The organism is Mesorhizobium sp. B2-4-6, from assembly GCF_006442775.1.
In the GTDB taxonomy this organism is placed as follows: domain Bacteria; phylum Pseudomonadota; class Alphaproteobacteria; order Rhizobiales; family Rhizobiaceae; genus Mesorhizobium.
Window position 1 is genome coordinate 736,381 of sequence record NZ_VFVI01000002.1, and the last position, 26,497, is coordinate 762,877.

The window sequence follows — 26,497 nt, forward strand, 5'->3', positions numbered from 1 at the left end:
CTCCTTGCGGAGCGAGCTGAAGACGGCGGGCCGGACTGGAGGTCAGGCGGCCCGCAAAACGGTTCTTGTTCTATTCGAGATAGCCGGTCGGATCGACCGGGGCCGAATTCTTGCGCACTTCGAAGTGCAGCTTGGGCGAGTCGGTCGTGCCGCTCATGCCCGACAGCGCGATTTCCTGGCCGCGCTTGACCTTCTGGCCGCGCTGCACCTCGATCGAGCTCGCGTGGCCATAGACGGTGACCAAGCCGTTCTCGTGCCGCACCAGCACGGTGTTGCCGAATTCCTTGAGACCGTCGCCGGCATAGATGACGACGCCGTTCTCGGCCGCCTTGATCGGCGTTCCTTCCGGCACCGCGATGTCGACGCCGTCCTTGCCGGAACCGAAGCCGGAGATCACGCGGCCGCGCACCGGCCAGCGCATCTTGCCGATGCCGGTCGCGTCGGGCGCCACCGCATCGTCCTCCTCGGCCTGCTGGATGACCTTGGCGTCCTTCTTCGGTGGCGTGTAGGAGGCGAGCGTTTGCGACGGCGTGGTCTTCGCCGGCGGCTGCGTCGTCGCCGTCGTTACAGGATCGACGGCAAGCTTGGCAGCGGCAGGCTTGGCGGTCGCCACGACCGTGCCGCCGGCCGGGACCTTGAGCGTCTGGCCGATCTTGAGCAAGCCGTCCTGCATGCCGTTGGCCTGCTTCAGCGCCACGACGCTGACGCCGGTCTTCCTGGCGATCGAGGACAGCGAGTCGCCCGACTGCACAGTGTAGGAGCCGCCGGCGCCTGCCGGCTTGGCCTCGGCCATCTGCGGCGCGGGCTTCGGGTTCTTGGAACCTGCGGCCGCGGCCGACGTATCGACCTGAGCGGCGGATTTGCCGTCCTTGACCTTGGGCTGCTGCGGCAGCACGGCGACCTTCTCCGGAGCGGGCTGCTTCGGCGTGTTCGTCGGCTTGCCTTCGGCGACCTTCGGCTCCGCCTTGCTCGAATAGGCATAGGCGGGGATGACGATCTTCTGGCCGCTGCGAATGCCCTTCTTCGGATCGATCCCGTTGACCTTGGCGATGGCATCGGCCGGCACATGGTAGTGCGCCGCCAGGCCCGAAAGTGTCTCGCCGTCCCGCACCACGATTTCGGTCGCGTGCGGCGCAGCGCTCGCATTGCGCACCGCATCGGGCTCCGCGGTCTTGAACGGCTTGGCCGTGGCAACCGTGCCGGTGGCCGTCCTGTCGAGATGCGGCGCCGGAGCAAGCGCCGGAGCCGGCGCGAGGGCGGGAGCCGAGGCGGTACGCATCGGCTTTGCTGGAGCCGGCGCCGAGGGAGGCGGCAATTGCTGGGCCGTAACCGGATCGAGGCTCGAGCGGCTCACCGACTGGGTATGGGTGCCGTCGACCGGCGCAGGCGCGACCGTGTCGCCCGGATAGGGCTGGTCGACATTCTGCTTGTTGATGATGGCGCGCTGATTGTTGGTGGAGGATGTGAAGACATCATCGACACCGTTGAAGCGCATCGACTGGGAACTGCACCCGGCCGCCGCGCCGGCAATCATCAGGACAGCGCAACCGCGCGCCAGATTACGTCTGTTTGCCTTCAAGTGATTGAATTGCATCGCACTAACCCGCACAGACCCGGTACAAACTGGTCACGATTAAAGCGCGTTAATGTTACTGGGCGGTTAACCCATTAGAATCCGACGAAAATTTTCTTAAAACATTGGCGGAAATTTTGGCGAGGGCTGTGAGGCCCGCTAAATCACCATCGCGACGCTGCGCAGGATCGGCTGCAGCCTGACCATGCCGATGTCCTCGCGCTCGAAGCGGCTGCCCACCTTGGTGAGTTTGGCCAGCACCTGCTCGCCCTCCTCCGGGCCGATCGGCGCGATGACGATGCCGCCGCTCGACAGTTGGTCGAGCAGGAAGCGCGGCAGGCTTTCGAAGGCCGCCCAGGCGACGATGCGGTCGAACGGCCCTTCATTGGGCAGGCCGTTGGAGCCGTCGGCCTGGCGGGCGATGACGTTGCTGATGGCAAGCGCCTCGAAGCGCTGCTTGGCCTGCTCGGTCAGGGTCTTGTAGCGGTCGATGGTGATGACGCGCGCCGCAAGCCTCGACATGACGGCTGCCGTGTAACCCGAGCCGGTGCCGATCTCGAGCACGCGATTGCCCGGCTCGATATGAAGCGCCGCGATCACCGCCGCCTGCAGATCGGCGCCCTCGATCGCCTCGCCGCATTCGATCGGCAACATGCCGTCCGACCAGGCGATCGCATGGAACTGGGCCGACAGGAAACCACGCCTTGGCGTCGCCTCGAAGGCCGCGACCAGCGCCTTCGGCGCCGTGCCCCTACCGCGCAGCCTGAGCAGGAAAGCGGCGAAACCTTCGCGGTCGTCGATGCCCGTGTTCATGCCAAAACCGTGTTCATGCCAACCCCTTGTTCATGACAGCGCCTTAGTCAGCTGGTCGCGGAGTTCATGGGCGGTGAGGTCGAGTTGCAGCGGCGTCACCGACACCAGCCGGTTGCGCATCGCATGGAGGTCCGTGCCCTTCTTGCCTTCGACCGGCTCGCGGCCGAAACGCAGCCAGTAGTAAGGCAGGCCGCGCCCGTCGCGCCGCTCGTCGACCCACAGGCTGTGCACCAGCTTGCCCTGCGCGGTAACGACGGTGCCCTCCACTTCGTCGGGCGCGCAGTTGGGGAAATTGACATTGAGCAGCACGCCTTCGGGCAGCGGCGTTTCCACCAAGCGCTTGAGCAGCGCCGGCGCCAGCGCCTCGGTCGTCTCATAAGGAACGACGCGGTCTTCGCCGACATAGGAATAGGCCTGGCTGACCGCGATCGAGCGCACGCCGAGCAGCGCGCCTTCCATGGCGCCCGCAACGGTGCCGGAATAGGTGACGTCGTCAGCGATGTTGGCGCCGGAATTGACGCCGGACAGGATCAGGTCCGGCCGTCCGGGCAGGATTTTTTTCGTGCCCATGATGACACAGTCGGTCGGCGTGCCGCGCACGGCGAAATGTTTCTCGCCGATCTTGCGCAGCCGGAGCGGCTCCGAAATCGACAGCGAATGCGCATAGCCGGACTGGTCCTGCTCGGGCGCCACCACCCAGACATCGTCCGACAGCGTGCGGGCTATGCGTTCGAGCGACGCCAGCCCCTCGGCGTGGATGCCGTCGTCGTTGGTCAGGAGAATGCGCATGCGGTCACTTCGATTCGATCTTGGTAAGACCACCCATGTAAGGCCGCAGCACTTCAGGAATGGTTACGCTGCCATCCTCATTCTGGTAGTTTTCGATGACGGCTATGAGAGCGCGGCCGACCGCGGTGCCCGAGCCGTTCAACGTATGGACGAAGCGATTGCCCTTGCCGTCCTTGTCCTTGTAGCGGGCATCCATGCGCCTGGCCTGGAAATCGCCGCAGACCGAGCAGGACGAAATTTCGCGATAGGCGTTCTGCCCCGGCAGCCAGACCTCGATGTCGTAGGTCTTGCGCGCGCCGAAACCCATGTCGCCTGTGCATAGCGTCACCGTGCGGAACGGCAGGCCGAGCCGCTTCAGCACCTCTTCGGCGCATTGCGTCATGCGCTCATGCTCCGCGATCGAGTTTTCCTGGTCGGTGATCGAGACCAGCTCGACCTTGTAGAACTGGTGCTGGCGCAGCATGCCGCGCGTATCGCGACCGGCGGAACCCGCTTCCGAGCGGAAGCACGGCGTCAGCGCGGTGTAGCGCAGCGGCAGCTTCTCATGCGCGGTGATTTCCTCGCGCACGAGGTTAGTCAGCGGCACCTCGGCGGTAGGGATCAGGCCGAGGCGACTGTCGCCATGCGGCGTGAAGAACAGGTCCAGCTCGAATTTCGGCAGCTGGTTGGTGCCGAAAAGCACCTCGTCGCGCACCATCAGCGGCGGGATGATCTCTTCATAGCCGTGCTCGGTGGTGTGCAGGTCGATCATGAATTGGCCGAGCGCGCGCTCCAGGCGCGCCAGCTGGCTTTTCAGCACCGTGAAGCGCGAGCCGGACAGTTTCGCCGCGCGCTCGAAATCCATCATGCCGAGTGCTTCGCCGACCTCGAAATGCTCCTTCACCCAGTTCGGCCGCGTCGGCACCTCGCCGACGATGCGCTTGACCACATTGTCGTGCTCGTCCTTGCCGACAGGCACGTCTTCGAGTGGCACGTTGGGCAGCACGGCAAGCGCGTCTTCCAGCGCCTTGTCGAGCTCGCGCTCGCGCGCCTCGCCATTCTGGATGAACACCTTGATGTCGCTGACTTCGCTCTTGAGCTTCTCGGCAAGCGCTGAATCGCCCGAACGCATGGCGTTGCCGATCTCCTTCGAGGCGGCGTTGCGACGCTCCTGCTTGACCTGCAACTCGCTGAGATGCGAACGCCGCGCCTCGTCCTTCGCGACCAGATCGTCGACCGTGGACTGCGCCTCGCCCGCCGGCCACGAGCGCTTCACCAGCGCCTCGACAAGGGCCTTCGGGTTGTCGCGAATCCATTTGATGTCAAGCATGATCGATCCTCAAACTAATGCATGTCGCCCACAAGTGTGCCGCGGTTCTGGGCAACGACATGCATGAAAATAGAGACTTAAACCGCGTCGCGCGCTTTAAGGATCGAGGGCGTAAACCGCATCCGTCGTCGATGCAAGACGGCCGGTAAATGGACCGCTGCGATTTCCTGCCCCAGGCGGCGCCGTTTAGGTCAGGAGGCCGAGGTGTCCGGCGTGTCGCTCGAAACCGAACTCCCCGCCTCCGCCTGCTCGCGCGCCAGGCGGTCGCGCGCCTGGGCGCGCTCGATCATGCGCGAGGACCAGATGGCGACCTCGTAGAGGATGATGGTCGGAATGGCGAGGCCGCACTGGCTCATCGGATCGGGCGGCGTCAGCACCGCCGCAACGACGAAGGAAAGGACGATCGCCCATTTGCGCTTCTCGGCCAGCGCCTGCGACGACAATATGCCGACGCGCGTCAAAAGGCTGGTCACCACCGGCAACTGGAACACCAGGCCGAAGGAGAAGATCAGAGTCATGATCAGGCTGAGATATTCCGACACCTTCGGCAGCAGCGAGATCTGCACCTGGTCGTTGGTGCCGGTCTGCTGCATGGCCAGGAAGAACCACATCACCATCGGGGTGAAGAAGAAATAGACCAGCGAGGCGCCCATCAGGAACAGGATGGGCGAAGCGATCAGGAACGGCAGGAAGGCGCCGCGCTCGTTCTTGTAGAGACCCGGCGCGATGAACTTGTAGATCTGCGTGGCGATCAGCGGGAAGGCGATCACCATGCCGCCGAACATGGCGAGCTTCACCTGGGTGAAGAAGAACTCCTGCGGCGCGGTATAGATCAGCTCGACCTTGTGCGGGTCGAGCCCTGCCCACTGTGTCGCCCATTTGAAGGGGACGACAAGCAGGTTGAACAGGCGCTTGGCGAAGAAGAAGCAGACGAGGAAGGCGACGAAAAAGCCACCCAGCGACCAGATCAGCCGGCGGCGCAGCTCGATCAGGTGTTCGATCAGCGGCGCGGACGATTTTTCGATTTCTTCCTTTTCCTTGTCCGAAACGCTCACTTGGTGTCGCCCGCCATCTTCTTGCTGTCGGTTGCCTTCTTCGCAGCCGGCTTCTTCGCCGTGGCTGGCTTTGCCTCAGCCTTGGGCGCCGCCTTCCTGGCGGGCGCCGCGACTTTAACCGAGGCCGGCGAGGGTTTGGCCGGCGCCTTTGCGGCCGGTGCCTTCGCCGCCGCAACTGCCTTTGCCGTGGCGCCGGTCGTCTTTGCCTTGACGGTCGCAGCCTTTTTCGCCGGCCGGGCCGGCGCGGCGGTCTCAGAAACCGATGCGGTGACGGAGGCGTCGGTCATGGCCGGGAAGATCGGAGCGGCCGCAGCAGCCTCGGCTCCATTACCGCCGGGCATGTCCGTCGCGCCATTCTTGAGCGGCTCGGCGGCCTGCGGAGTCTCAGCGGCCGGTGCTGTCGGATCGGCGGCCGGCTTGGGCTTCATCATCGTATCGACGCCGGACCGCACGTCGGCCGCGGCCTGCTCGAACGGATTGAGCTGCTTGCGTACCTCGTTCAGCGGATTGAGACCGCGAAGGCTATCGATCGAACTCTTCACATCGTCGAGTTCGGCTTCCTTCAGCGCCTCATTGAACTGCTTCTGAAAGTCGCCGGCCATGGCGCGCAATTTCGCCGCGGTGCGGCCGAAGGTGCGCAGCATGTTGGGCAAATCCTTGGGCCCAACGACCACGATCATGACGACCGCGATCACCAGCAGTTCGCTCCAACCGACTTCGAACATGACAATCTATTCCGACGAGCGCCTGCCGCCCAAAAATGCCAAGCGGTTTTGGGACAACGGCAGGCTCAAAGCAACAACCGAGATCAGCTCTTGCTGACCTTCTCCTTGGCCGGCGAAACGGTCTCGTCGGAGCGATGTTCGACGGTACGCTTGTCGTCGGCGTCGTCGTCCGCCATGCCCTTCTTGAAGCTCTTGATGCCCTTGGCCATGTCGCCCATCAGTTCCGGGATCTTGCCGCGGCCGAACACCAGAAGCACGATGACCAGCACGATCATCCAGTGCCAAATCGAAAATGAACCCATTGCTAAATCTCTCTCGAATGTTTTTCCCTGGCGATGATCTATGCGTTTTCGCTCGGGGATTCAAACACAACCGCTTCGAAGTTGATAAAATGGCTAGCGGATGTCACGCACTTTCGGCGTGAGCGGCTTGCTACGAATCCGCGCAGCCTCTGCTAATAGACCATTCGCGGCGATTTGATGATCACTCGTCGGTGACGCGCGGCGTCAGCAGCCCGAGCTCCTCGAGGTCGATATCGGTCAGCGCGTCCTCGTCTTCGGCGAGCGCGTCCGGATCGGCCGGCGGCACCGGCATCGAGAAATTCGCCGGCATGCGCGTCGAAAGCAGGCCAGCCCCCTTCAACTCCTCCATGCCGGGCAGATCGCGGATCTCCTCCAGCGCGAAATGATCGAGGAAAGCGTCGGTGGTGCCGTAGGTCACCGGCCGTCCGGGCGTGCGGCGGCGGCCGCGCATCCTGACCCACTCCGTTTCGAGCAGCGTATCGAGTGTGCCTTTCGACGTCTCGACGCCTCTGATGTCTTCGATCTCGGCGCGCGTGACCGGCTGGTGATAGGCGATGATCGCCAGCACTTCGAGCGCCGCGCGCGAAAGCTTTCTCTGCTGGACCGAGTCCCGGCTCATCAGGAAAGCCAGGTCGCCTGCGGTCCGGAAAGCCCAGGCATCGCCGACCCGTACCAGGTTTACGCCGCGCTTGGCATAGATTTCCTGCAGATCCGCCATGGCGGCGGCAATGTTCATGCCTTCCGGCAGGCGCGCGGCAAGCTGCTTTTCGCTGACCGGCTCGGCGCTGGCGAAAATGATCGCCTCTGCCATGCGCACGGCCTCCGACAATTGCAGCCGCTCGGCCGGGTTTTCGATGGAACCCTGCTCCGCCATCTCGTCTTCCGGTTCGTCCTCGACCTTGAACGGGATGACCGAAGCGTTGGCGCGTTCGCTCATGATACCACCTCGACTGCCCTTACCCTTTGCGCGCGGCCGCGCAGATAGATCGGCGCGAACACCTGGTCCTGCCGCATGTCCAATTTCCCCTCGCGCACCATTTCCAGCGTCGCCGCGAAGGAACTGGCCATCGCCGTGCGCTTCTCTTCCGGCGCGGCCAGATATTCGATCAGGAAGCTGTCGAGCGTCGTCCAGTCGCCGACCGAGCCGATCAGCCGCGCCAGCACCTCACGCGCATCCTTCAACGACCAAACGGCGCGCCTGGCAATCGTCACATTGTTGATCGCCTGCTTCTGGCGCTGCTGCGCGTAGGCGGTGAGCAGGTCGTAGAGCGAGGCCGAAAAGCTGTTGCGCTTCTCGATGATCACCATTTCCGGCAGGCCGCGCGAAAAGACGTCGCGGCCGAGACGGTTGCGGTTGACCAGGCGCGCCGCGGCGTCGCGCATGGCTTCCAGCCGCTTCAGCCGGAATTGCAGCACCGCCGCGAGTTCCTCGCCGCTTTCGCCCTCTTCGCCCGGCTGCTTCGGGATCAGCAGCTTCGACTTCAGGAAGGCGAGCCACGCCGCCATCACCAGATAGTCGGCGGCGAGCTCGAGTCTCAGCGCCCGCACCTTCTCGACGAAGGCCAGATATTGCTCGGCGAGCGCCAGGATCGAAATGCGCGCCAGATCGACTTTCTGGTTCCGTGCAAGATGCAACAGAAGATCGAGCGGGCCTTCGAAGCCGGCCACGTCGACGACCAGCGACGGGTCGCCGGTCAGGCGTGAATCGTCGTTCTCGGCCCATAGACGGTCCATCGGTGCGGCCTTCGCGGCCTTGCTTTCCAATGTCTCCGCCACTTGCTTTTCGTCCCTTCGGTTCAGGCCACCGCTTCGAAATAGGTGGCGAATTCTGCGCGTATCGCGGTTTCGTCGGCGACGTCGCGATCCTCTATATAGGTCAGCGCCCGCTCGGCTCTCGCCAAGGACTTGCCCGACAGCGCCGTCGTGCGCGAGGCGATCCCCGACATCTCCTCGAAAACGCCGTTGCAGTGAAGGACGAGATCGCAGCCGGCCGCAAGGATCGAGGCCGCCTTTGTCGGGAAATCCCCAGAAAGTGCCTTCATCGAGGTGTCGTCGCTCATCAGCAGCCCGTCGAAACCGATCTCGCCGCGGATGACCTGGTCGACGACCTTGGCGGATGTGGTCGCCGGATTGTCGGGGTCGACGGCGCTGTAGACGACATGCGCCGTCATCGCCATCGGCAGCTCGTTCAACGCCTTGAACGGGGCAAAATCATGCCGGCTGAGTTCCTCGAACGGCGTATCGACGGTCGGCAGCGCGAAATGCGTGTCGGCAAAGGCGCGGCCGTGGCCGGGAATATGCTTCATCACCGGCAGCACGCCGCCGGACATCAGCCCCTCGGCCGAAGCCCGGCCAAGCTCGATCGCGGCATTGGGCTCCTTGCCATAGGCGCGCGCGCCGATGACGTCGCTGGCGCCTTCGACTGGCACATCGAGCACCGGCAGGCAGTCGGCAGTGATGCCCAGGCGCGAGAGATCGAAGGCATGCAGCCGCGCCATAAGCCAGGCGGCGCGGCGGCCGGCCTCGCGATCGTCGCGCCACAACGCGCCAAGCGCGCCGCCGGCCGGATAGTTCGGCGCCAGCGGCGGACGCAGGCGCTGCACCCGGCCGCCTTCCTGATCGATGAAGACCGGAGCGTCCGGGCGGCCGACGCAGTCGCGCATCGAGGCGACAAGGTCGCGGATCTGCCCGGCTTCGCCGATGTTGCGCGCAAACAGGATGAAGCCCCAGGGACGTTCATCGCGATAGAAGCGGATTTCGTCTTCGGTGAGGGATTTCCCGGCGCAGCCGAGGATCATGGATTTTGATTCGCTCATGCACGGAAGCTTAAGGCTTTGAGCGGGCAAAGGGAATCACCCCTGCCCTCCGACCAGCCAAAGCCCACGACCGTCCACAACGAAAAGCCGGCGCGGCCTTGCGGCGGCGCCGGCTTTGATAGGCTTGATTCAATCAGCGCGATACGAAGCAGTTGCCGCCGGCCGCCTTGTAGCTGGTGCAAAGGTTGATCGCATCGTTGCGCGACTGGGCCGGAACGCGAACGCGATAGAAGGTGCCCTTGCCCGCGACCTCGGCCTTGACGATGTTGGCGGTGCGGCCGGAGAGCACGCTGCCGTAGCGGCGTTGCAGGTCCTGATAGGTCGACTGCGCGCTTTCGACCGTCGGCTGTGAGGCGATCTGCATCGACCACGAGCCGCCGCCGGCGGCTACCGCCGGATCGATCGAAGCGACCTGGTCCGGCTTGACCTCACCGACGATATCCACCGGCTGGTCGGACGGACGCGCCGGCGCCACCGGCACCACCGCCGGCGTGTTGGCCGACTGAGCCTTGGCTTCAGCCTTCTTCGCGGGCTTCGCCGGCTTGACGGCCGGCGCATCGGCCTGGTCCGTACCGGCCTGGCCCGCGTCGGAAGCCACGGTTCCCGTCTGCTGGCCGTCGGAGGCCGGCGCGACATGCTGCGGCGCCGGATCGCTCGGCTCGGCCGCCGCGACCTTCGGGGCGGCCGGGGCCGGGTCTTCACGCGGCACCAGCGAGCCGTCCGGCTTCACCATCATGGTCTTCACCTTGCGCGGCGCGACGGCGACGACGTCGTTGTTGACGGCGTTGTCGGCATCCTGCTGCAGCACCTGGGCGATGCGGTCTTCCGCCTTCGGCGCCGGCGCTGCCGGCTGCGCGCTTGCCGGCGCGGCAGGTTGCGCGCTTTGCGGCACGGTCGCTTGCGCGACGCCAGGCAGGGCTGCAGCTGAATCGTCGGCGGCGTCAGTGCCGGCCGCGGCGTCGTTGTCGTTGGGCGCGAGATCGACGACCCGGCTCGGCGGCGGTTCCTTCGATGCCAGGTCCACGGGCTGCTCGGTGGTGTTCACCAGCTTCTGCTGCACCGGCTCGGCGGGTTTGGCCGCGCCGCCGCCCTTGGCCACCGCATCATAAACCTTGTTGTCCTGGTTCGGCACCACCGTGCCGCCCGGATTTTCGGGCTTCACCTTGATCGGCGAATTGTCGGCCTTGACGATAACCGGAGCCTCGCTGCCGCCCTTGCCGCCGAAGGAGAAGGCCAGCGCGCCAAGGCCGCCGAGAACCACCACGGCGCCGACCAGCGCCGCGATCATCACGCCGCGCCGGCGCGGCTGCGCCGCCTCGCGCTCGGCAAGCCCGGGGATCGCCATCGCTTCCTCGAGCTCGGGATCGTAGTCGAGCTCATCGGCGGCGAAATCCTCCGCCTGCGAAACCGGCCGGCTGCCGGGCAGGTCGTCGGCGTCGTAATCGTTGGCGACGGCAAACGACGCCGGGGCTACCGGAGCCGCCGGAGCCTCGGTGCGCAAGTCGCGACGGTCATAACCGTTGAAGCCGGCGCTGTAGGATTCGTCATCATAGCCCCGGTTCTGCGCGGGCGCCGACGCGATCTCCGTCGCATTCATGTCGGTGAGCAGGCTGGCGAATTCCGCATCGAGATCGTCATAAGCGGCCGCCGCCGGCTGGTCTTCCTCGAAGCTGAGCTCCGGAATGTCGAGGTCGTCCGCGAGCGCGACCACGCGCTCCGGCACATCGACCGTCTCGACATCCGGCACATCTTCGTGCTGGCGAGGCGGCGACGAAGGCGCCGGCGGCTGCGCCGGCATGGCATAGGCGGAATAATCCGTCGCCGGTTCGCTGCGGTAGGCTGGCGCCGCCATCTGCACTGGCGCTGAAGGCGCGGCCATCTGCGCCGGAGCCGAGGGCGCCGGCTGCGCGGCAAACGAAGCCTGCACCGGCGGAGCCGAGGTCGGGGTCGAGCGGCTCCACGACTTGCCTGATTCCGTAGGCGTCGAATGCAGCCAATCGGAGGAATTTACCGGAGACCTTGCGGTGGCGGCAGCTGCCTGTTCAGCTTCGATGCTCTTGGCGAAAGCAGCGCCGAAATCGTCATCGAAATCAACATCGGCCTCGGTTTTGGCCGAGCTTGAGAAATCCTGGCGATCGAGTTCGCTGGCAAGCAGGTCGTCCATGTCGCTTTCTGCCGGCTGAGCGCCCTGCCCGTTTTGCGCCGACTGGTGCTCGTCGAGATCCCAGTCGAGATCATCAGCCGCCGCCTTCCCGCCAGCGTAGCTTGCGGGTTCCGCAACCAGACGTGGCGCGGGAGCGGGCTCCTTGACCGCGGGCATCGGTCGCGCGGTCATGGCGCCGAGCAGCGCATTGAGCTCGTCTTCCAGGCTTCGTTCGCTGGCCGCCGGCCTCGCCGGTTCGACGGCGGCGACAGGCGGAACCGGAGCGGCGGCGACAGGCGGAACCGGAGCGGCGACGACAGGAGCCGGCTCGACCGCGGCGGCGGGCTCGACGGCCGGAGCTTGCGGCTCCTCGTTCAGCGCATCGCGGAAACTCAGTTCGAAATCGTCATCGAGGGTCAGCGCCGCGGCAGGTTCAGGCGCGGCGAACTCCGGCTCGGCGGCGAAATGGGCCATCTCGGTCGCTGCCTCGACCATCGGCGCCGGGTCATCGTCAACCGCCAGCTCCGGCTCCTGAAAATCCTGAGCCTGGCCGAGATTGACATCGACATCGGTCATCGCCTGGTCGAAGTGACCGGCAAAATCGTCCTCGGAAATCAGCGGATCGGCCGCGGAGACTTCGACCGGCTCGACGGCTTGCGCCTGCTGCTCCGGCTCGTGGCTCTCAAACGACAGTTCGTCTTCGAGCGACATCTGGACGGCATTGTCGAAATCGGCGTTGAACGCCTCTTCGCTGGCGGCCTGCACGGCTTCGACGGCGGCCTGACGGGCCTCAGCCGGCTCGTGATAGTCGAGGTTGGCGGGTTCGTGATGGTCGAGCTGGAAATCCTGGTCCAGCGAAGCCGCCATTTCCTGATCGATCGGAAGCTCGTCTTCGAGCGGCGAGACATCCAGCGAACTGGCGACGGCCTTGTCGAAATCATCGTCAAAAGCGACTTCCGGCTCGGGAGCTTCTTGTGGCTCCGGCGCGAAATGCGGCTCAGCTGCAAAATGCGCCTCCAGCGCGAAATCCGCCTCCGGCACATGGGCCACGGCGAAATCGGCATGATCCGCCGCATCGTCGAACACGAAATCCTGCTCGAAGGACGCAGTCAGCTCGTCGTCATTCGCAGCGGCGCTGGCGGCCTCGAAAGCCGGCTCATGGCCGATCTGATGCAAGGCAGCCTGCTGAGCGACCGGCTCGCTTTCCTCGACGGAATCGAACTCTCCCATCAACTCCTTTTCGAGGTCGATGTCGAAATCGTCCGCCGCCGGAGCCTGATTGGCCGGTGCGGCCATCTCGGCCGCGGGAGCCGGCTGCCTCACCGGTTGGCGCGGGTCGAAACCCATGATCCGGGTCAGCTCCGCGAACGGATCATCGTCGGCGATGTCGTTGTGGTCGGCTACTTTCAGCGGGGTTCTGTCTGCCATTATTGTTCCCGAACTCGCACACAGTCGGACGCCATGGACGTCGCGCAGGGTTGGCCCTTACCAGCGCAATGTGGGCAAAAGGTGACAGGTTTTTTAGTTAAACCTAACGCATTTCAGTGGGCGCGTCTGCCCCGATCAGCGTCAGGCCGGAGGTCAAAACATCCGAAACAGCCTGCACCAGCCCTAGTCTGGCATAAGTTGATTCTCGGTCGTTAACCTTAACAAAACGTAAGTCCTGGTTGTCGTGGCCGCGATTCCACTGTGCATGGAAGCCGGAAGCCAGATCGTAAAGGTAGAATGCGAGCCGGTGAGGCTCCAGCGAAAGCGCCGCGGATTCGATCAACCTTGGATATTCAGCCAGCTTCCGGATCAGCGCGATTTCGCCCTCGTCGGTCAGCGCAGCCACGGAAGCCGCCAGCCGGTTGCGGTCGAAGTTCGCCTCGCCGAGCTGCTCGCTCGCCTGCCTGAAGACGGAATGGCAGCGCGCCGACGCGTACTGCACATAAAACACCGGATTGTCCTTCGACTGCTCCGTGACCTTGGCGAAGTCGAAATCGAGCGGCGCGTCGTTCTTGCGGTAAAGCATCATGAAGCGGATCGGGTCGCGGCCGACCTCTTCCACCACGTCGCGCAGGGTGACGAAATCGCCGGACCGCTTCGACATCCGGACAGGCTCGCCGTCGCGGAAGAGTTTCACGAGCTGGCAAAGCAGCACGGTGAGCTTGACCCTGTCGCCGGCAACCGCCCGCGCCAGCGCCTCCAGCCGCTTCACATAGCCGCCATGGTCGGCGCCGAGCACATAGATCAGGTCGACGAAGTCGCGCTCGACCTTGTCCTTCAGATAGGCGACGTCGGCGGCGAAATAGGTGAACGAGCCATCGGACTTGACCAGCGCCCGGTCCATATCGTCGCCGACCGCCGTCGAGCGGAACAGCGTCTGCTCGCGGTCTTCCCAGTCGTCCGGCTTCTCGCCCTTCGGCGGCGGCAGCTTGCCCTTGTAGATGTGGCCCTTGAGCGTCAGGTCGGCGATCGCCGCCCGGATTCTCTTGGCGTTGTCGGCATGCAGCGTGCGCTCGGAGAAGAACACGTCGTGATGCACGTTGAGCAGCGCCAGATCCTCGCGGATCATCGCCATCATCGCGTCGACGGTGCGGTCCTTGACGATCGCCAGCGCTTCCTCTTCCGGCATCTGCAGCAGGCCGCGGCCGAATTCCTTGGCCAGCGCCTGGCCGACGGGGACCAGATAGTCGCCCGGATAGAGACCGGACGGGATCTCGCCGATATTGTCGCCGAGCGCCTCGCGATAGCGCAGGAACGCCGAGCGGCCGAGCACGTCGATCTGCGAACCGGCGTCGTTGATGACATATTCCTTGGTCACGTCGTAGCCGGCGAAGGCCATCAGATTGGCCAAGGTGTCGCCGACCACGGCACCCCGGCAATGGCCGACATGCATCGGGCCGGTCGGGTTAGCCGAAACATATTCGACATTGGCCTTGCGGCCGCCGCCGATGGTCGAGCGGCCATAGTTGCGCCCCTCGCCGAGCAACGTCGTCAGATGCACGTGCCAGAACGCGTCCTTGAGCCTGAGATTGACGAAGCCCGGCCCGGCGATCTCGGCCGAGGCGACGTCTTCATCGGCGCGGAGCGCTTCGGCCAGTCTTTCGGCAAGCGCGCGCGGGTTCTGTCCGGTGGGCTTGGCCAGTACCATCGCCGCATTGGTGGCGAGATCGCCATGGCTTGCATCGCGCGGCGGCTCGACCGCGACACGCGACAGGTCGAGCGCGGCCCCCTCCTTGTCCTTGAGATCAAGGGCTTCGACGGCCTTTACGATCCGCGCGTTGAAATCGGCGAAGATATTCATTGGATATGCTCTGGGCTTTAAGAGACGACCGGCAGCCTGGCCGGCAAAATCGAGGCTCGCCCTAGCTCAAATCGGGCGTATGGTCAAACAGACGTCGATGTTCCTTGAGCGCATAGGTGTCGGTCATACCGGCCAGGAAGTCGGCCACGCTGCGCGCCTTGATGCGATCCTCGGCCCTGTCGAGCCCTTCGCGCCAGCCGTCGGGCATGGCGCGTGGATCGGCGAAATAGACGTCGAACAGCTCGCGCACGATGCGCTCGGCCTCGGCCCGCACCCGCATCACTTCCGGGTGCCGGTAGAGATGCTTGTAGAGGAAAGCCTTCAATTCCTTTTCGGCCGCGGCCATCCCTGGCGAAAAGGTCACCAGGGTCTCGCCCGCCGCGCGCACCGCATCGGCGCTGTCCGGTTTGAGACGCTCGATGTTGGCGGTGGTCGATGCAATGACATCCTCGACCATCAGCGTGATCTGCCGGCGCATCAGTTCGTGCCCGGTGCGGACATCGTCGAGCTGAGGATATCTGGCGCGCACGCCGTCAAGGATCGAGCCGGGCAAGCCGACCTCCCCCAGCATGTCCAGCGTCAGCAGGCCGGCACGCAGGCCGTCGTCTATGTCATGGGTGTTGTAGGCGATGTCGTCGGCGATCGCGGCGCACTGCGCCTCGATGCCGGCGAAGCGGTCGAGCTCGAGGTCGTGCAGTTCGGAATAGTCGCGGATCGCCTGCGGCACCGGACCCTTGAATCCCTTCCCGCTCGCATCGGTCAGCGGGCCGTTGTGCTTGACCAGCCCTTCCAGCGTTTCCCATGTGAGGTTCAGCCCGTCGAACTCGGCATAGCGCCGCTCGAGCCGCGTGACCACACGCAGCGACTGGGCGTTGTGGTCGAAGCCGCCCCAGGCGGCCATCTTCTCGTTGAGCGCGTCCTCTCCGGTATGGCCGAAGGGCGTGTGGCCGAAATCATGTACAAGGGCGACTGCTTCGGCGAGATCCTCGTCGCCGCGCAGCGCCCGCGCCAGTGCGCGTGCGATCTGCGCCACCTCGATCGAATGCGTCAGCCGCGTGCGGTAGTGATCGCCCTCATGCGCGACGAAGACCTGGGTCTTGTGCTTCAGCCGGCGGAAGGCGGTGGAATGGATAATGCGGTCGCGGTCGCGCTGGAACGGCGTGCGGGTCGGACTTTCGGCCTCCTCGAACAGGCGCCCGCGCGAGCGCGCCGGATCGCTCGCATAGACCGCGCGCGGCCGATAGCCGAACCCGATGTCGCCGAGAGCATCCTTGCCCTGCCGCTCGTCCATTGATCCACCAGTTGACTTGGCCACGCCCGCTTCATACCTATCATGTGAAACCGAAAGCAAGGTGACGCCGATGGGCGCGGATGCCAAGACTGCCATGAAGGTCGAAATGACCGATGCCGCGGCCAAGCGGATCGCCAGGATCGTTGCCGGCGAACCGGGCAAGACGGCGTTGCGCGTCTCCGTCGAAGGCGGCGGGTGCTCCGGCTTTTCCTACAAATTCGATCTCGTCGGCAGCCGCAACGATGACGATGTCGCCATCGAGAAGGATGGCGCGACGATCCTGATCGACGACCTGTCGCTGGTTTATATGGGCGGCTCGGTGATCGACTTCGTCGATGACCTGATGGGCCAGTCCTTCCAGATCAGGAACCCCAACGCTGTCGCCTCCTGCGGCTGCGGCACCAGCTTCTCCATCTGATCGACCGAAACTTCGCAAGCCTGTGACCGGTGCGAACCAGCCGATGCTGTCGCCCAGCTATTGGCAGGAATGCGAATGGACAGCCTTTCTAAAGGCCCGCGCACGCAATACGATCGAGCCCGTCGAACGCCCTCCGTCCGAACCGCATCGGGGCCTGCATGAAGATCGTCACCTGGAACATCAACGGCGTTCGCGCCCGCATCGGCAACCTCACCCACTGGCTAACCGAAAGCGCGCCGGACATCGTGTGCCTGCAGGAGATCAAGACGGTCGACGACCAGTTCCCGCGCGCCGAGATCGAGGCGCTGGGCTACAATGTCGAGACCAATGGCCAGAAGAGTTTTAATGGCGTCGCTCTCCTGTCGAAGCTTCCCTTCGACGAGGTGAATCGCGGCCTACCTGGCGACGATGCGGATGATCATGCCCGCTTCATCGAAGGCGTTTTTTCCACCGACCAGGGCGCCTTGCGCGTCGCTTCGCTCTATCTGCCGAACGGCAACCCGATCGACGATGAGAGGAAGTTTTCCTACAAGCTGGCGTGGATGGCGCGACTGGAGCGTTGGGCGCAGGAACGGCTGCGGCTCGAGGAGGCGCTGGTGCTGGCCGGCGACTACAATGTCATTCCCGAACCCGCCGATGCCCGGTTTCCCGAAAACTGGCTAGGCGATGCGCTGTTCCAGCCGCAGACGAGGCAAGCCTTCCGCCGGTTGAAGAATCTCGGTTTCACCGAAGCGGTGCGCACCGTGACCGACTCGGCCGGCGTCTACACCTTCTGGGATTATCAGGCCGGCGCCTGGCAGAAGAACAACGGCATCCGCATCGACCACCTGCTGCTGTCACCCGAAGCCGCCAACCGTTTTGCGTCGGCCTCGGTGGAAAAACATGTCCGCGCCTGGGAAAAACCGTCCGACCATGTGCCGGTCGCGATCGAGCTCAGCCTGCTGCCCGCCTGACGGTTAATGCATGTCGCGCAAAAGTGTGCAGCGGTTTTGCGATAACGACATGCATGAAAACAAAGACTTAAAGCGCGTCGCCTGAATCCGCTTCAGCGCGACGCGCTTTAAGTTTCCAGGACCCAGATATCGCCACAAATCCCGTCTCTGATACAGCTTGCTCGGGGGTTGAATGGCGATCCGATTTCTTTTTGGGCCGGTCGGCCTTGCTTTGGCGCTTGTCGCGCCGACGCCGTTGCTGGCGGCACCAACCTGTCTTGCCAACGGCAAGTCTTTCAATGTCGGCGAGACGGCGTGCCTGACGCTGGCCGGCGAGAGCCACCTCGCCCGCTGCGACATGGTTCTCAACAACACGTCCTGGACCGGGATCAAGGACGAATGTCCGGGAGACGCCCCAAAACCCCACCCGACGTCGATGTCGACCCCGTCGCCTGGCCCTGCGCCGACGGAGCCGACCGAGAACTGATCCTGCGCTACGTTTGTCGACGCAGGCCGGACGCTGGCATCTTCTTGAAATTCGCGTGAGAAAAGCGGCGCTTACTGGTCGCCGTTGTTGCCCTTGGTCAGGATATCGTCGGCGAGCGAGATCGCGGTCCGGCGATCGGCCTCGCCGGCCGCGGCGAACGCCTCTTCCTGCATGTTGCGGATCCAGGGCTGGTCGGCCACCGGAGCCCGCTCGAGCGCGGCCGTCATCATCGCCAGGCCGCGCACCACCTTGCCGCTCTGGAACAGGAGGTTGCCGAGCGTCGCCTGCGCGCCGGCATGGCCCTTCTCGGCCGCGAGCTGCAGCCAGCGACCGGCTTGCTTGACGCTGGCCTTCACGCCCCCCTCGCCCTTGAGGAACATCTGGCCGATCTCGAACTGGGCGTTCGGATTGCGGTAGTTGGCGGCGGCGCGCATGTAGTATTCCTGCGCCGCGACGTCGTTCTCCTCGACCGGCGTGCCGGGAATGCCCTTGCGCAGATAGTCGCCCAGCGCCACCAGCGCGTCCGACACATAGCTCTCTTCCGGCGAGCCGGGCTCGACATCCTGATCGACGATTTCCGAGAAGAACTTGAAGGCGGCGTAGTCGTCGCGCGTCACGCCGTCGCCTTCGGCATACATGCGCGCAAGCTTCCAGGTGGCGCCGATCTGGCCGTTCTCGGCGGCGTATTTATAGGCTTCGACCGCCTGTTCCTTATGGCCGCTCTTGTAGGCGGAGAAGCCGAACTGGAACACCGCCCAGGGGCTCGACTGCGGCTTCACGCCGGTCTTGTCGTCGAACACCTTGTCGTCGAAGGCCATGGCCTGCCCGACGGCGCCCAAGGTCGCGCCAAGACCGGCGATCACGACCAGTGCCGACAAGACAGACGACCTCAACACCTCAGATGTCCGCATAGCAGTGCGTTTCTTCTGCGGCGCCCGGATGGGTCACCGCGCCGTCGCGGGCCGGCCCTACGGCCTGCGCATATTTCCAAATCGCACCGGACTGATAGTCGGTCTTGCGCGCCTTCCAACTCTTTGCCCGGGCCGCCAGTTCGGCGTCCGACAGGGCCACTTCGATCGTGCCTTTCACGGCGTCGATCGAGATCAAATCGCCATCCTTGATCAGCCCGATTGGCCCGCCGACCGCCGCCTCCGGCCCGACATGGCCGATGCAGAAGCCGCGCGTGGCGCCGGAGAAGCGCCCGTCGGTGATCAGCGCCACCTTGCCGCCCATGCCCTGGCCGTAGAGCGCCGCCGTCGTCGACAGCATCTCGCGCATGCCCGGACCGCCGCGCGGCCCCTCGTAGCGGATGACGAGAACCTCGCCTTCGCGGTAGTTGCGCTGCGTGACCGCTTCGAAGCACTCCTCTTCCGAATCGAAGCAACGCGCCGGACCGGAGAATTTCAGTTCCGACATGCCCGCGACCTTCACGATCGCACCTTCAGGGGCAAGGTTGCCCTTCAAGCCCACAACGCCGCCTGTCTTGGTGATTGGCCGATTGGCGGGACGCACAACATCCTGGCTCTCATTCCAGGCAACGTGCTCCATATTTTCGGCCAAAGTGCGGCCAGTGACCGTCATGCAGTCGCCATGCAGATAGCCGTGGTCGAGCAACGTCTTCATCAAGAGCGGAATGCCACCGGCCTCGAACATGTCCTTAGCGACATATTTGCCGCCCGGCTTGAGGTCGGCGATATAGGGCGTCTTCTCGAAGATCGCCGCCACGTCGAACAGGTCGAATTTGATGCCGGCCTCATGCGCGATCGCCGGCAAATGCAGCGCCGCGTTGGTCGAGCCGCCGGTGGCCGACACCACGGTCGCCGCGTTCTCCAGCGCCTTGCGCGTGACGATTTCGCGCGGCCGGATGTTCCTGGCGATCAACTCCATCACCTTTTCGCCCGAAGCGAAATTGAAGCGGTCGCGCATTTCGTAGGGCGCCGGCGCGCCGCAGGAATAGGGCAGTGCGAGGCCAATTGCTTCAGCGACCGTGGCCATCGTGTTGGCGGTGAACTGGGCGCCGCAGGAACCGGCGGAAGGACAGGCCGCCTGCTCGATCTCGAGCAATTCGGCATCGCTGATCGTGCCGACCGAATGCTGGCCGACCGCCTCGAACACGTCCTGCACGGTGATCTGCCGGCCGCGGTAGCTGCCGGGCAGGATCGAGCCGCCATAGATGAAGATCGAGGGCACGTTGAGGCGCACCATCGCCATCATCATGCCGGGCAGCGACTTGTCACAGCCGGCTAGGCCGACAAGGGCATCGTAGCAATGGCCGCGCATGGTGAGTTCGACCGAATCGGCGATCACCTCACGCGACACCAGCGACGACTTCATGCCCTGGTGGCCCATGGCGATGCCGTCGGTGACGGTGATGGTGCAGAACTCGCGCGGCGTGCCGTTGGCGGCCGCAACGCCCTTCTTGACCACTTGCGCCTGGCGCATCAGCGAGATGTTGCAGGGCGCGGCCTCGTTCCAGCAGCTGGCGACGCCGACCAAAGGCTGCGCGATCTCGGCCGCCGACAGGCCCATGGCATAGAGGTACGAACGATGCGGCGCGCGCGCCGGACCAACGGTCACGTGGCGGCTGGGCAGCTTGGCCTTGGAGATTGCCTTGGCGTCCATCATCGTCCTTGCCGCACACCCCGCGGCCGGTCCCCTCGCCGCGCCAACCTGGCACGCATCCCGGAACATATCTCGGGTGCTCCGGGTTTATGGCGGGAAATGGGCAGTTCCCTCGGCAAGTCCTTTAGCGCGGGGGTTGTTCATAAACTGTTGCCAAAACGCCACAATCGTACGGGGCGCCGGTTGCGCGGCGAATTTGCAACAGCGGGCGGAGCGGCGAACCCAAAAGCATCATTGACACAGCAAAAAAGGCCGAGCACTGCCCGGCCTTTTCGATGAATTTTCAGAAACTTAGAACTTGATCTTGATTCCGCCTGAAATCGCCGTGATCAGATCATTGCCGACGTCATAGGTAGCGTCTTCGCCCGCGGTATAGCCATTCTCGTCGGTAAGCGTGCCAGAATGGCCGCTGGTCATGACGCCGATAGCACCAGCCAAGCGTAGCTCGATGTTTGGCCGAGGCGTGTAGGCAACACCGCCGCCGAGCGTCCAGGTATCGGTTTGGACGCCATAGCCGTGCGACGTGCCGCGATCCCAGGTAAGCTGACCAGCGGCGCTCCATTGATCAGTGAACTTGTGACCTATGCCGCCGGAAACGGTCCAGCCGTCACGATACATCAGGTCAAGAGAGGTAAGCCGAACCGGAAGGGGAGAAACGGTTGTACACGCAGCCAAACCTTTGGTCTGTTCGGAACAGATCGGAACACTTTGCAGAGTGCTCCAGTTAACCCACTTAATCGAACCAAAGGCCAGCCAGCCGGGAGCGATACCCGACTGCAATTTCAACTCGACCGAGTCAGGCATGTACTGCGTCGAGCCATAGATTGGCGTGGCTGCAGTCCCTCCCAAGCCGTCCGGCAAAGTCAGCGTTCCAGAGATGTTGTCGAGCTTGACCTGCGAATTGTAGACCAAACTGGCCCGAAGCGCGATCTCAGGGATTTCGTAGGCAACACCGGCTCGCCAGCCCCAGCCGCTGGCCTCTAGGTCGACGCGACCAATCGGTGACGGCCCAAATGGATTGAAACCCACCAAGCTTTCCTTGAAGCCTGAAATGTCCTGATAAAACACGCCGCCGATAAAACGTAGCTGGCCCTTACCGGCATCAAACTTGTAGGAGCATGTACCGGCGTAGTTGTTGCTCTTGATATCCGTTTCGACATTGGAGAACGCGCCGTTCCACGACGTGCCAGGAGCGGTGTGGGCGCCCCAAGGCTGTGAATAGTCGACCATACAGTCGACGCCTTGAACAACTTGGGCTTTGACCCCTATGCGCGGTACCCAATAGGGCTCGGCCCCATCTGCCGTGGAACTGAGAAAGTTGAAGCCCCCCGGACCAGTGGCATTCTTGTACTTGCGATCCGGCATCACATACGTGGCTTCCGCCTCCGTCGCGACCGGCGCCGGGTCGAACAGCAGGTCGATGTCGTAGCCGCCCCGCTCCAGGCCGCCGGCATGCGCGGGATGCATCGCCGCGCCGATCAACGCGATCGAAAAGCAGCCTGCCCCCGCCAGAGCTTTGAGCCGCAAGATGTTCATGGAAATCCCTCCCCGAAATACAAGTGGCTCAAGCTAGAACCAATTCGGGTTAACGACGCAACAACGATTTCAGGAGCTGTACATGTACATCTTGACAGCACGTATTTTCGCCATGGTGGCTGGCACCGCAATCGGCGTCTGAATCACGCCAACCGGGGTCGAACGGTCGAAAAAACCCGAAGAAACTACCCAAAAAAGGGCAAAAACAGCCGATTTTAGGGCTCGCGGTTCCCATTGTTACATTATGGCAACAATGGGGCGCAAACTTTCCGTTTACGTCAAAATTAACGTAGCGGCACGCCCATTTTCGAGGCAGCTAACGTACCGGAAAGCGCCTTTGGAGGGAGGCCGAATCTTGACGCTCAGCCGGCGTCGCGGACCCTGGTCAGAGCCACCGAAAGCTTCTCCTGCGCCTCGCGGTATTCGGCGAGTTTCTCACGCTCGGCCCCGACCACCTCTTCCGGCGCGTTGGCGACGAACTTTTCGTTCGACAGCTTTTTGTGCAGGCGGGCGATCTCCTCGGTCACCTTCGCCAGTTCCTTCTGCAACCGCGCGGCCTCGCCCTGGAGGTCGATCAGGCTGCCGAGCGGCAGGCTCACCGTCGCCTCGTTAAGCACGATCTGGGCCGAGCCCTTGGGCGGCGCATCGGTGAGCGCGATATCGCCGACGCGCGCCAGCCGCTTGATCGCCTGGGCGTGACGCTCCAGCCGCTCTTGCGTCAGCGTGTTGGCGCCGATCACCATCAGCGGCGCGATCGCCGCCGGCGGCACATTCATTTCCGAACGCACCGAGCGGATGCCCGAAACGAGGTCGACCAGCCAGTTGATGTCGGCGGCGGCCTCTTCGTCCCCGAAGTCGGGCGACGGCCAGGCGGCGTGGCACAGCAGCGACGAGCGCTGCTTGCCCTCGCCGGCGGTCTGCGCCCACAGTTCCTCGGTCATGAACGGCATCATCGGATGCAGGAGCTTGTAGATCTCGTCCAGCACGAAGGCGACGCAGGCCCGGCTCTCGGCCTTGGCGGCCTCGTCCGTGCCCATGAACACCGGCTTCAACAGTTCCAGGTACCAGTCGCAGAACAGGTTCCAGACGAACCGATAGGCCGCGCCCGCCGCCTCGTTGAACCGGTAGCTGGTGATGCCTTCGGTGACAGCGCGCGCCGCCCGCGTCAGCTCGGTCAGGATCCAGCGGTTGACCGGCAGCTTGGCGTCGTTCAGCCAGAACTCGTCGTCGCGCGCGACCTCGTTCATCTCGGCGAAGCGCGTCGCGTTCCACAGCTTGGTGCCGAAATTGCGGTAGCCGGCGATGCGGGCCGGATCGAGCTTCACGTCGCGCCCTTGCGCCGCCATGACGGTCAGCGTGAAGCGCAGCGCGTCGGCGCCATATTCGTCGATCAGGTCGAGCGGATCGATGACGTTGCCTTTCGACTTCGACATCTTCTGCCCGTTCTTGTCGCGCACCAGTGCATGCACATAGACGGTGTGGAACGGCTCCTCGTCCATGAAGTGCAGGCCCATCATCATCATGCGGGCGACCCAGAAGAAGATGATGTCGAAGCCGGTCACCAGCACGTCGGTCTGGTAATAGGTCTTGAGCTCCGGCGTCTGATCGGGCCAGCCGAGCGTCGAGAACGGCCACAGCGCGGACGAGAACCAGGTGTCGAGCACGTCCTCGTCGCGGGTCAGGATCTCGCCCGGCTGGAAGTTTTCCAGCTTGTCCTCGACCCACGCCTTCCACGGCCCTTCCAGCGCAAGGTAATATTCGATCGCCGCGGCTAAAGCCTCCTCCTCGGTCTTTTCGACGAAGACGCGCCCGTCCGGCCCGTACCAGGCCGGGATCTGGTGTCCCCACCAGAGCTGGCGCGAGATGCACCAGGGCTGGATGTTCTCCATCCAGTCGAAATAGGTCTTCTCCCAGTTCTTCGGCACGAAGTTGGTACGACCTTCGCGCACCGAGGCAATCGCCGGCTTGGCGAGCTCGGCGGCGTTGACATACCACTGGTCGGTCAGAAAAGGCTCGATCGGCACGCCGCCGCGGTCGCCATGCGGAACGGCATGGCGATGCGGCTCGACCTTTTCCAGAAAGCCGCCGGCCTCCATCAGCTCTACGATCTTCTTGCGCGCGGCGAAGCGGTCGAGCCCGTCCAGCTCGTCCCACACCGCCTGGCGCTCCGGCGTGACCTCGAGACCGGCGAGGAAGTCCTCATTGTCCTTGAGCTTGATGTCCGCTTCGACCGTCAGGATGTTGATCGCCGGCAGCTTGTGACGCTTGCCGACCTCGAAGTCGTTGAAGTCATGCGCAGGCGTGATCTTGACCGCGCCGGAGCCTTTCTCCGGATCGGAATACTCGTCCGCGACGATCGGAATCTTGCGGCCGACGATCGGCAGCACGACGTTGCGACCGACCAGATCGGTGAAGCGTTCGTCGTCCGGATGCACGGCCACAGCGGTGTCGCCGAGCATCGTCTCGGGACGCGTCGTCGCCACCGTGATGAACGTTTTCGGGTTCTCAGGGTCGAACGCCTCGCCTTCGATCGGGTAGCGGAAGTGCCAGAGATTGCCGTTGACCTCGTGCTGCTCGACCTCGAGGTCGGAAATGGCGGTAAGCAGCTTCGGGTCCCAGTTCACAAGGCGCTTGTCCTTGTAGATGAGGCCTTCCTTGTAGAGGGTGACGAAGACTTCCAGAACCGCCTTGGACAGGCCTTCGTCCATGGTGAAGCGTTCGCGCGACCAATCGGCCGAGGCGCCGAGCCGCTTCAGCTGGTTGAAGATCGCGCCTCCGGATTCGGCCTTCCACTCCCAGACTTTCTCGATGAACTCTTCACGCGTCAGATCGCGGCGGTGGATCTGCTTTTCCATGAGCTGGCGCTCGACCACCATCTGCGTGGCGATGCCGGCATGATCCATGCCGGGCTGCCAAAGCACGTTCTTCCCTCGCATGCGCTCGAAGCGCACGAGAATGTCCTGCAGCGTGTTGTTGAGCGCATGGCCCATATGCAGCGAACCTGTGACGTTCGGCGGCGGGATGACGATGGTGAACGCTTCGGCCCCTTCCTCCGCGCCGGCGCCCGCCCGGAAGGCATCGGCCTCTTCCCAGATTTTGGCGATCTTCGGCTCGACGGCTTTGGCGTCGTAGGTCTTATCAAGCATGGAGGAGGTCCGAACTGTCGGGAACAAGCGTCCGGTGTAAATCGGAAGGTCTTGGCCGAGTCAACCGCGAGAACTGCGATCGCTCGTACAGATAGGCATGCCGCGACCGGCGACAATCCCGGCCGGTGCCGCAATGGCGGCTCGCCTGATGCATGTCAACTGCAGGGCGCAGCGGGTCCCAAAGCAAAAGCGCCGCCCGAAGGCGGCGCTTTTCAGCTTGCGTGTTGCGGCAGCTTACTGCGCCCCGCGCGCCACGCGCTCGATCTCTTCGCGCACCAGCCTTTCGACCAGCGTCGGCAGATTGTTGTCGAGCCAATCCTGCAGCATCGGCCGCAGCATCTCCTCGGCCATCTCGTCGAAACTCTTCTTGCCGCGGCTGGCAAAAGCATCGGAAAGCTCGCCGAAGGCCGCGGCAACCTGCCGGCCCGTATGCTCGGAAAGGATCGCGGGCCGGGCCGGCTGTGCCTCCGGTTCGGATGCCCGGGGAGCGCTGGCATGCGCGGCAGCTTCAAACGCCGGCTCTTGCTTCTCGATCTCGACCCTCGGCGCGGCTTCCGGGACCCGGACGGCCGGTCTTGCGGTAACCGTGCTGCCGCCGACCGCCGCTATTTCGCGCCGCCAATCGGCGACAATGGTCTCGGCTGCCTGCGGCGCATTTGCCGCGGCCGGCCTGCTCGTGGCCGCTTGCGCGCTCGGCTCGGCGCCCTCGGGATCGACCGCAGCCGCAGCCGCCTTGACCGGCTCGGGACGAGCCTCGACGCGTGCGACCGCCGGATCGGCCGCGGCCAGCTGGGCCTGGACCTCCGCCAGCGTCGCTGGCTTGCGCGGGCCGGTGTCGGCATGCAATTCGGAACGAAAGGCGTCGACCTCGACCGTGGGTACGCTAACCGCGGCCGGCTCCAGATCCTGACGCAGTTCACCGGCCTCGGCCGGCTGCTTGCGCCCGGTGTCGCTGTCTTCGATGATCCTCCGGATCGAAGCCAGTATCTCTTCCATGGAAGGTTCGCGCTGCGCGCTGCTTGCCGTCGCCATCGTCACATCCGCCGCCCCAGTGACCTGCCCAAGAACTCGACCCTGTCCGAGAACTGACCCGTTCAAGAACTTGACCCATTCAGGAATTCCGTTCCTGCCCAGGTCGGAATTCGAATCAATGGCGACAGCGTAACCGACCGATCGTCATCCGAGAATCCCCAATCTTGGGACGCGTTGGATTTCAACAGATTAGGCGACGCAGCCCCATGAGCCGCCCGG

General features: G+C 64.1%; 21 protein-coding genes. 3 read left to right on the top strand and 18 right to left on the bottom strand.

What is annotated here, in order from left to right:
• Positions 1-70 precede the first annotated feature (70 nt).
• The 13 genes from FJ957_RS09550 to FJ957_RS09610 all read right to left on the bottom strand — a co-directional run bounded on the left by FJ957_RS09550 (position 71) and on the right by FJ957_RS09610 (position 16,105).
• Entirely contained in the window at positions 71-1,594 is a 1,524-nt protein-coding gene (locus tag FJ957_RS09550; RefSeq protein WP_140830718.1) for a peptidoglycan DD-metalloendopeptidase family protein, read from the bottom strand.
• A 138-nt stretch (positions 1,595-1,732) separates the two neighbouring features.
• Positions 1,733-2,386, bottom strand: coding sequence for a protein-L-isoaspartate(D-aspartate) O-methyltransferase (locus FJ957_RS09555; RefSeq protein WP_140830720.1), 654 nt, complete (start codon positions 2,384-2,386; stop codon positions 1,733-1,735).
• A gap of 30 nt (positions 2,387-2,416) precedes the next feature.
• Positions 2,417-3,175, bottom strand: coding sequence for a 5'/3'-nucleotidase SurE (gene surE / locus FJ957_RS09560; protein ID WP_140830721.1), 759 nt, complete (start codon positions 3,173-3,175; stop codon positions 2,417-2,419).
• A 4-nt stretch (positions 3,176-3,179) separates the two neighbouring features.
• Positions 3,180-4,484, bottom strand: coding sequence for a serine--tRNA ligase (gene serS / locus FJ957_RS09565; protein ID WP_140830723.1), 1,305 nt, complete (start codon positions 4,482-4,484; stop codon positions 3,180-3,182).
• A 191-nt stretch (positions 4,485-4,675) separates the two neighbouring features.
• Entirely contained in the window at positions 4,676-5,539 is an 864-nt protein-coding gene (gene tatC / locus FJ957_RS09570) for a twin-arginine translocase subunit TatC (RefSeq protein WP_140830725.1), read from the bottom strand.
• The gene (tatB, locus tag FJ957_RS09575; protein ID WP_140830727.1) at positions 5,536-6,264 is read right to left on the bottom strand and encodes a Sec-independent protein translocase protein TatB; all 729 of its coding nucleotides are present in this window, start codon (positions 6,262-6,264) and stop codon (positions 5,536-5,538) included. The genes tatC and tatB overlap by 4 nt, the downstream gene beginning before the upstream one ends.
• 83 nt (positions 6,265-6,347) lie before the next feature.
• The gene (locus FJ957_RS09580) at positions 6,348-6,566 is read right to left on the bottom strand and encodes a twin-arginine translocase TatA/TatE family subunit (RefSeq protein ID WP_140830728.1); all 219 of its coding nucleotides are present in this window, start codon (positions 6,564-6,566) and stop codon (positions 6,348-6,350) included.
• Positions 6,567-6,747: 181 nt separating this feature from the next.
• Positions 6,748-7,503, bottom strand: a complete 756-nt coding sequence (scpB, locus tag FJ957_RS09585; RefSeq protein ID WP_140830730.1) for an SMC-Scp complex subunit ScpB — start codon at positions 7,501-7,503, stop codon at positions 6,748-6,750.
• Complete coding sequence (locus FJ957_RS09590) at positions 7,500-8,300, bottom strand: ScpA family protein (protein ID WP_140830894.1); 801 nt, start codon at positions 8,298-8,300, stop codon at positions 7,500-7,502. The genes scpB and FJ957_RS09590 overlap by 4 nt, the downstream gene beginning before the upstream one ends.
• A 62-nt stretch (positions 8,301-8,362) precedes the next feature.
• Positions 8,363-9,382: a beta-N-acetylhexosaminidase gene (gene nagZ / locus FJ957_RS09595; RefSeq protein ID WP_140830732.1), complete on the bottom strand. Its 1,020-nt coding sequence runs from the start codon at positions 9,380-9,382 to the stop codon at positions 8,363-8,365.
• 133 nt (positions 9,383-9,515) lie between these two features.
• Positions 9,516-12,953 (bottom strand): SPOR domain-containing protein, encoded by a 3,438-nt coding sequence (locus FJ957_RS09600; RefSeq protein WP_140830734.1) that lies wholly within the window; start codon positions 12,951-12,953, stop codon positions 9,516-9,518.
• A gap of 103 nt (positions 12,954-13,056) precedes the next feature.
• Positions 13,057-14,814 (bottom strand): arginine--tRNA ligase, encoded by a 1,758-nt coding sequence (gene argS / locus FJ957_RS09605; protein ID WP_140830735.1) that lies wholly within the window; start codon positions 14,812-14,814, stop codon positions 13,057-13,059.
• Between the two features lie 61 nt (positions 14,815-14,875).
• Positions 14,876-16,105, bottom strand: a complete 1,230-nt coding sequence (locus FJ957_RS09610; RefSeq protein ID WP_140830737.1) for a deoxyguanosinetriphosphate triphosphohydrolase — start codon at positions 16,103-16,105, stop codon at positions 14,876-14,878.
• Between the two features lie 70 nt (positions 16,106-16,175).
• On the opposite strand from FJ957_RS09610, the gene erpA reads away from it, so the two are divergent.
• The 3 genes from erpA to FJ957_RS09625 all read left to right on the top strand — a co-directional run bounded on the left by erpA (position 16,176) and on the right by FJ957_RS09625 (position 17,942).
• On the top strand, positions 16,176-16,523 hold the full coding sequence (erpA, locus tag FJ957_RS09615) for an iron-sulfur cluster insertion protein ErpA (protein WP_140652519.1): 348 nt from the start codon (positions 16,176-16,178) through the stop codon (positions 16,521-16,523).
• Positions 16,524-16,681: 158 nt separating this feature from the next.
• Positions 16,682-17,476 carry an exodeoxyribonuclease III gene (xth, locus tag FJ957_RS09620; protein ID WP_140830739.1) on the top strand — a complete coding sequence of 265 codons (795 nt, stop codon included), beginning with the start codon at positions 16,682-16,684 and terminating at the stop codon, positions 17,474-17,476.
• Between the two features lie 172 nt (positions 17,477-17,648).
• Positions 17,649-17,942, top strand: coding sequence for a hypothetical protein (locus FJ957_RS09625; protein WP_140830741.1), 294 nt, complete (start codon positions 17,649-17,651; stop codon positions 17,940-17,942).
• 71 nt (positions 17,943-18,013) lie between these two features.
• Here the strand turns inward: FJ957_RS09625 and FJ957_RS09630 are convergent, their stop codons facing one another.
• The 5 genes from FJ957_RS09630 to FJ957_RS09650 form a co-directional block, all read right to left on the bottom strand.
• Complete coding sequence (locus FJ957_RS09630) at positions 18,014-18,853, bottom strand: tetratricopeptide repeat protein (protein ID WP_140830743.1); 840 nt, start codon at positions 18,851-18,853, stop codon at positions 18,014-18,016.
• Positions 18,840-20,564 carry a dihydroxy-acid dehydratase gene (ilvD, locus tag FJ957_RS09635; protein WP_140830896.1) on the bottom strand — a complete coding sequence of 575 codons (1,725 nt, stop codon included), beginning with the start codon at positions 20,562-20,564 and terminating at the stop codon, positions 18,840-18,842. The genes FJ957_RS09630 and ilvD overlap by 14 nt, the downstream gene beginning before the upstream one ends.
• Positions 20,565-20,855: 291 nt before the next feature.
• Entirely contained in the window at positions 20,856-22,100 is a 1,245-nt protein-coding gene (locus tag FJ957_RS09640) for an OmpP1/FadL family transporter (protein WP_140830745.1), read from the bottom strand.
• A gap of 362 nt (positions 22,101-22,462) precedes the next feature.
• Positions 22,463-25,246 carry a valine--tRNA ligase gene (locus FJ957_RS09645; RefSeq protein WP_140830747.1) on the bottom strand — a complete coding sequence of 928 codons (2,784 nt, stop codon included), beginning with the start codon at positions 25,244-25,246 and terminating at the stop codon, positions 22,463-22,465.
• A gap of 234 nt (positions 25,247-25,480) precedes the next feature.
• The gene (locus FJ957_RS09650; RefSeq protein WP_140830749.1) at positions 25,481-26,278 is read right to left on the bottom strand and encodes a PopZ family protein; all 798 of its coding nucleotides are present in this window, start codon (positions 26,276-26,278) and stop codon (positions 25,481-25,483) included.
• Between the last annotated feature and the right edge of the window lie 219 nt (positions 26,279-26,497).

Bases quoted from the DNA above. Each gene is read 5' to 3' on its own strand.
- FJ957_RS09550 (WP_140830718.1), bottom strand. From the start codon at position 1,594: ATGCAATTCAATCACTTGAAGGCAAACAGACGTAATCTGGCGCGCGGT.
- FJ957_RS09555 (WP_140830720.1), bottom strand. From the start codon at position 2,386: ATGAACACGGGCATCGACGACCGCGAAGGTTTCGCCGCTTTCCTGCTC.
- surE (WP_140830721.1), bottom strand. From the start codon at position 3,175: ATGCGCATTCTCCTGACCAACGACGACGGCATCCACGCCGAGGGGCTG.
- serS (WP_140830723.1), bottom strand. From the start codon at position 4,484: ATGCTTGACATCAAATGGATTCGCGACAACCCGAAGGCCCTTGTCGAG.
- tatB (WP_140830727.1), bottom strand. From the start codon at position 6,264: ATGTTCGAAGTCGGTTGGAGCGAACTGCTGGTGATCGCGGTCGTCATG.
- FJ957_RS09580 (WP_140830728.1), bottom strand. From the start codon at position 6,566: ATGGGTTCATTTTCGATTTGGCACTGGATGATCGTGCTGGTCATCGTG.
- scpB (WP_140830730.1), bottom strand. From the start codon at position 7,503: ATGAGCGAACGCGCCAACGCTTCGGTCATCCCGTTCAAGGTCGAGGAC.
- FJ957_RS09590 (WP_140830894.1), bottom strand. From the start codon at position 8,300: ATGGACCGTCTATGGGCCGAGAACGACGATTCACGCCTGACCGGCGAC.
- nagZ (WP_140830732.1), bottom strand. From the start codon at position 9,382: ATGAGCGAATCAAAATCCATGATCCTCGGCTGCGCCGGGAAATCCCTC.
- FJ957_RS09600 (WP_140830734.1), bottom strand. From the start codon at position 12,953: ATGGCAGACAGAACCCCGCTGAAAGTAGCCGACCACAACGACATCGCC.
- argS (WP_140830735.1), bottom strand. From the start codon at position 14,814: ATGAATATCTTCGCCGATTTCAACGCGCGGATCGTAAAGGCCGTCGAA.
- FJ957_RS09610 (WP_140830737.1), bottom strand. From the start codon at position 16,105: ATGGACGAGCGGCAGGGCAAGGATGCTCTCGGCGACATCGGGTTCGGC.
- erpA (WP_140652519.1), top strand. From the start codon at position 16,176: ATGGGCGCGGATGCCAAGACTGCCATGAAGGTCGAAATGACCGATGCC.
- xth (WP_140830739.1), top strand. From the start codon at position 16,682: ATGAAGATCGTCACCTGGAACATCAACGGCGTTCGCGCCCGCATCGGC.
- FJ957_RS09625 (WP_140830741.1), top strand. From the start codon at position 17,649: ATGGCGATCCGATTTCTTTTTGGGCCGGTCGGCCTTGCTTTGGCGCTT.
- FJ957_RS09630 (WP_140830743.1), bottom strand. From the start codon at position 18,853: ATGCGGACATCTGAGGTGTTGAGGTCGTCTGTCTTGTCGGCACTGGTC.
- ilvD (WP_140830896.1), bottom strand. From the start codon at position 20,564: ATGGACGCCAAGGCAATCTCCAAGGCCAAGCTGCCCAGCCGCCACGTG.
- FJ957_RS09640 (WP_140830745.1), bottom strand. From the start codon at position 22,100: ATGAACATCTTGCGGCTCAAAGCTCTGGCGGGGGCAGGCTGCTTTTCG.
- FJ957_RS09645 (WP_140830747.1), bottom strand. From the start codon at position 25,246: ATGCTTGATAAGACCTACGACGCCAAAGCCGTCGAGCCGAAGATCGCC.
- FJ957_RS09650 (WP_140830749.1), bottom strand. From the start codon at position 26,278: ATGGCGACGGCAAGCAGCGCGCAGCGCGAACCTTCCATGGAAGAGATA.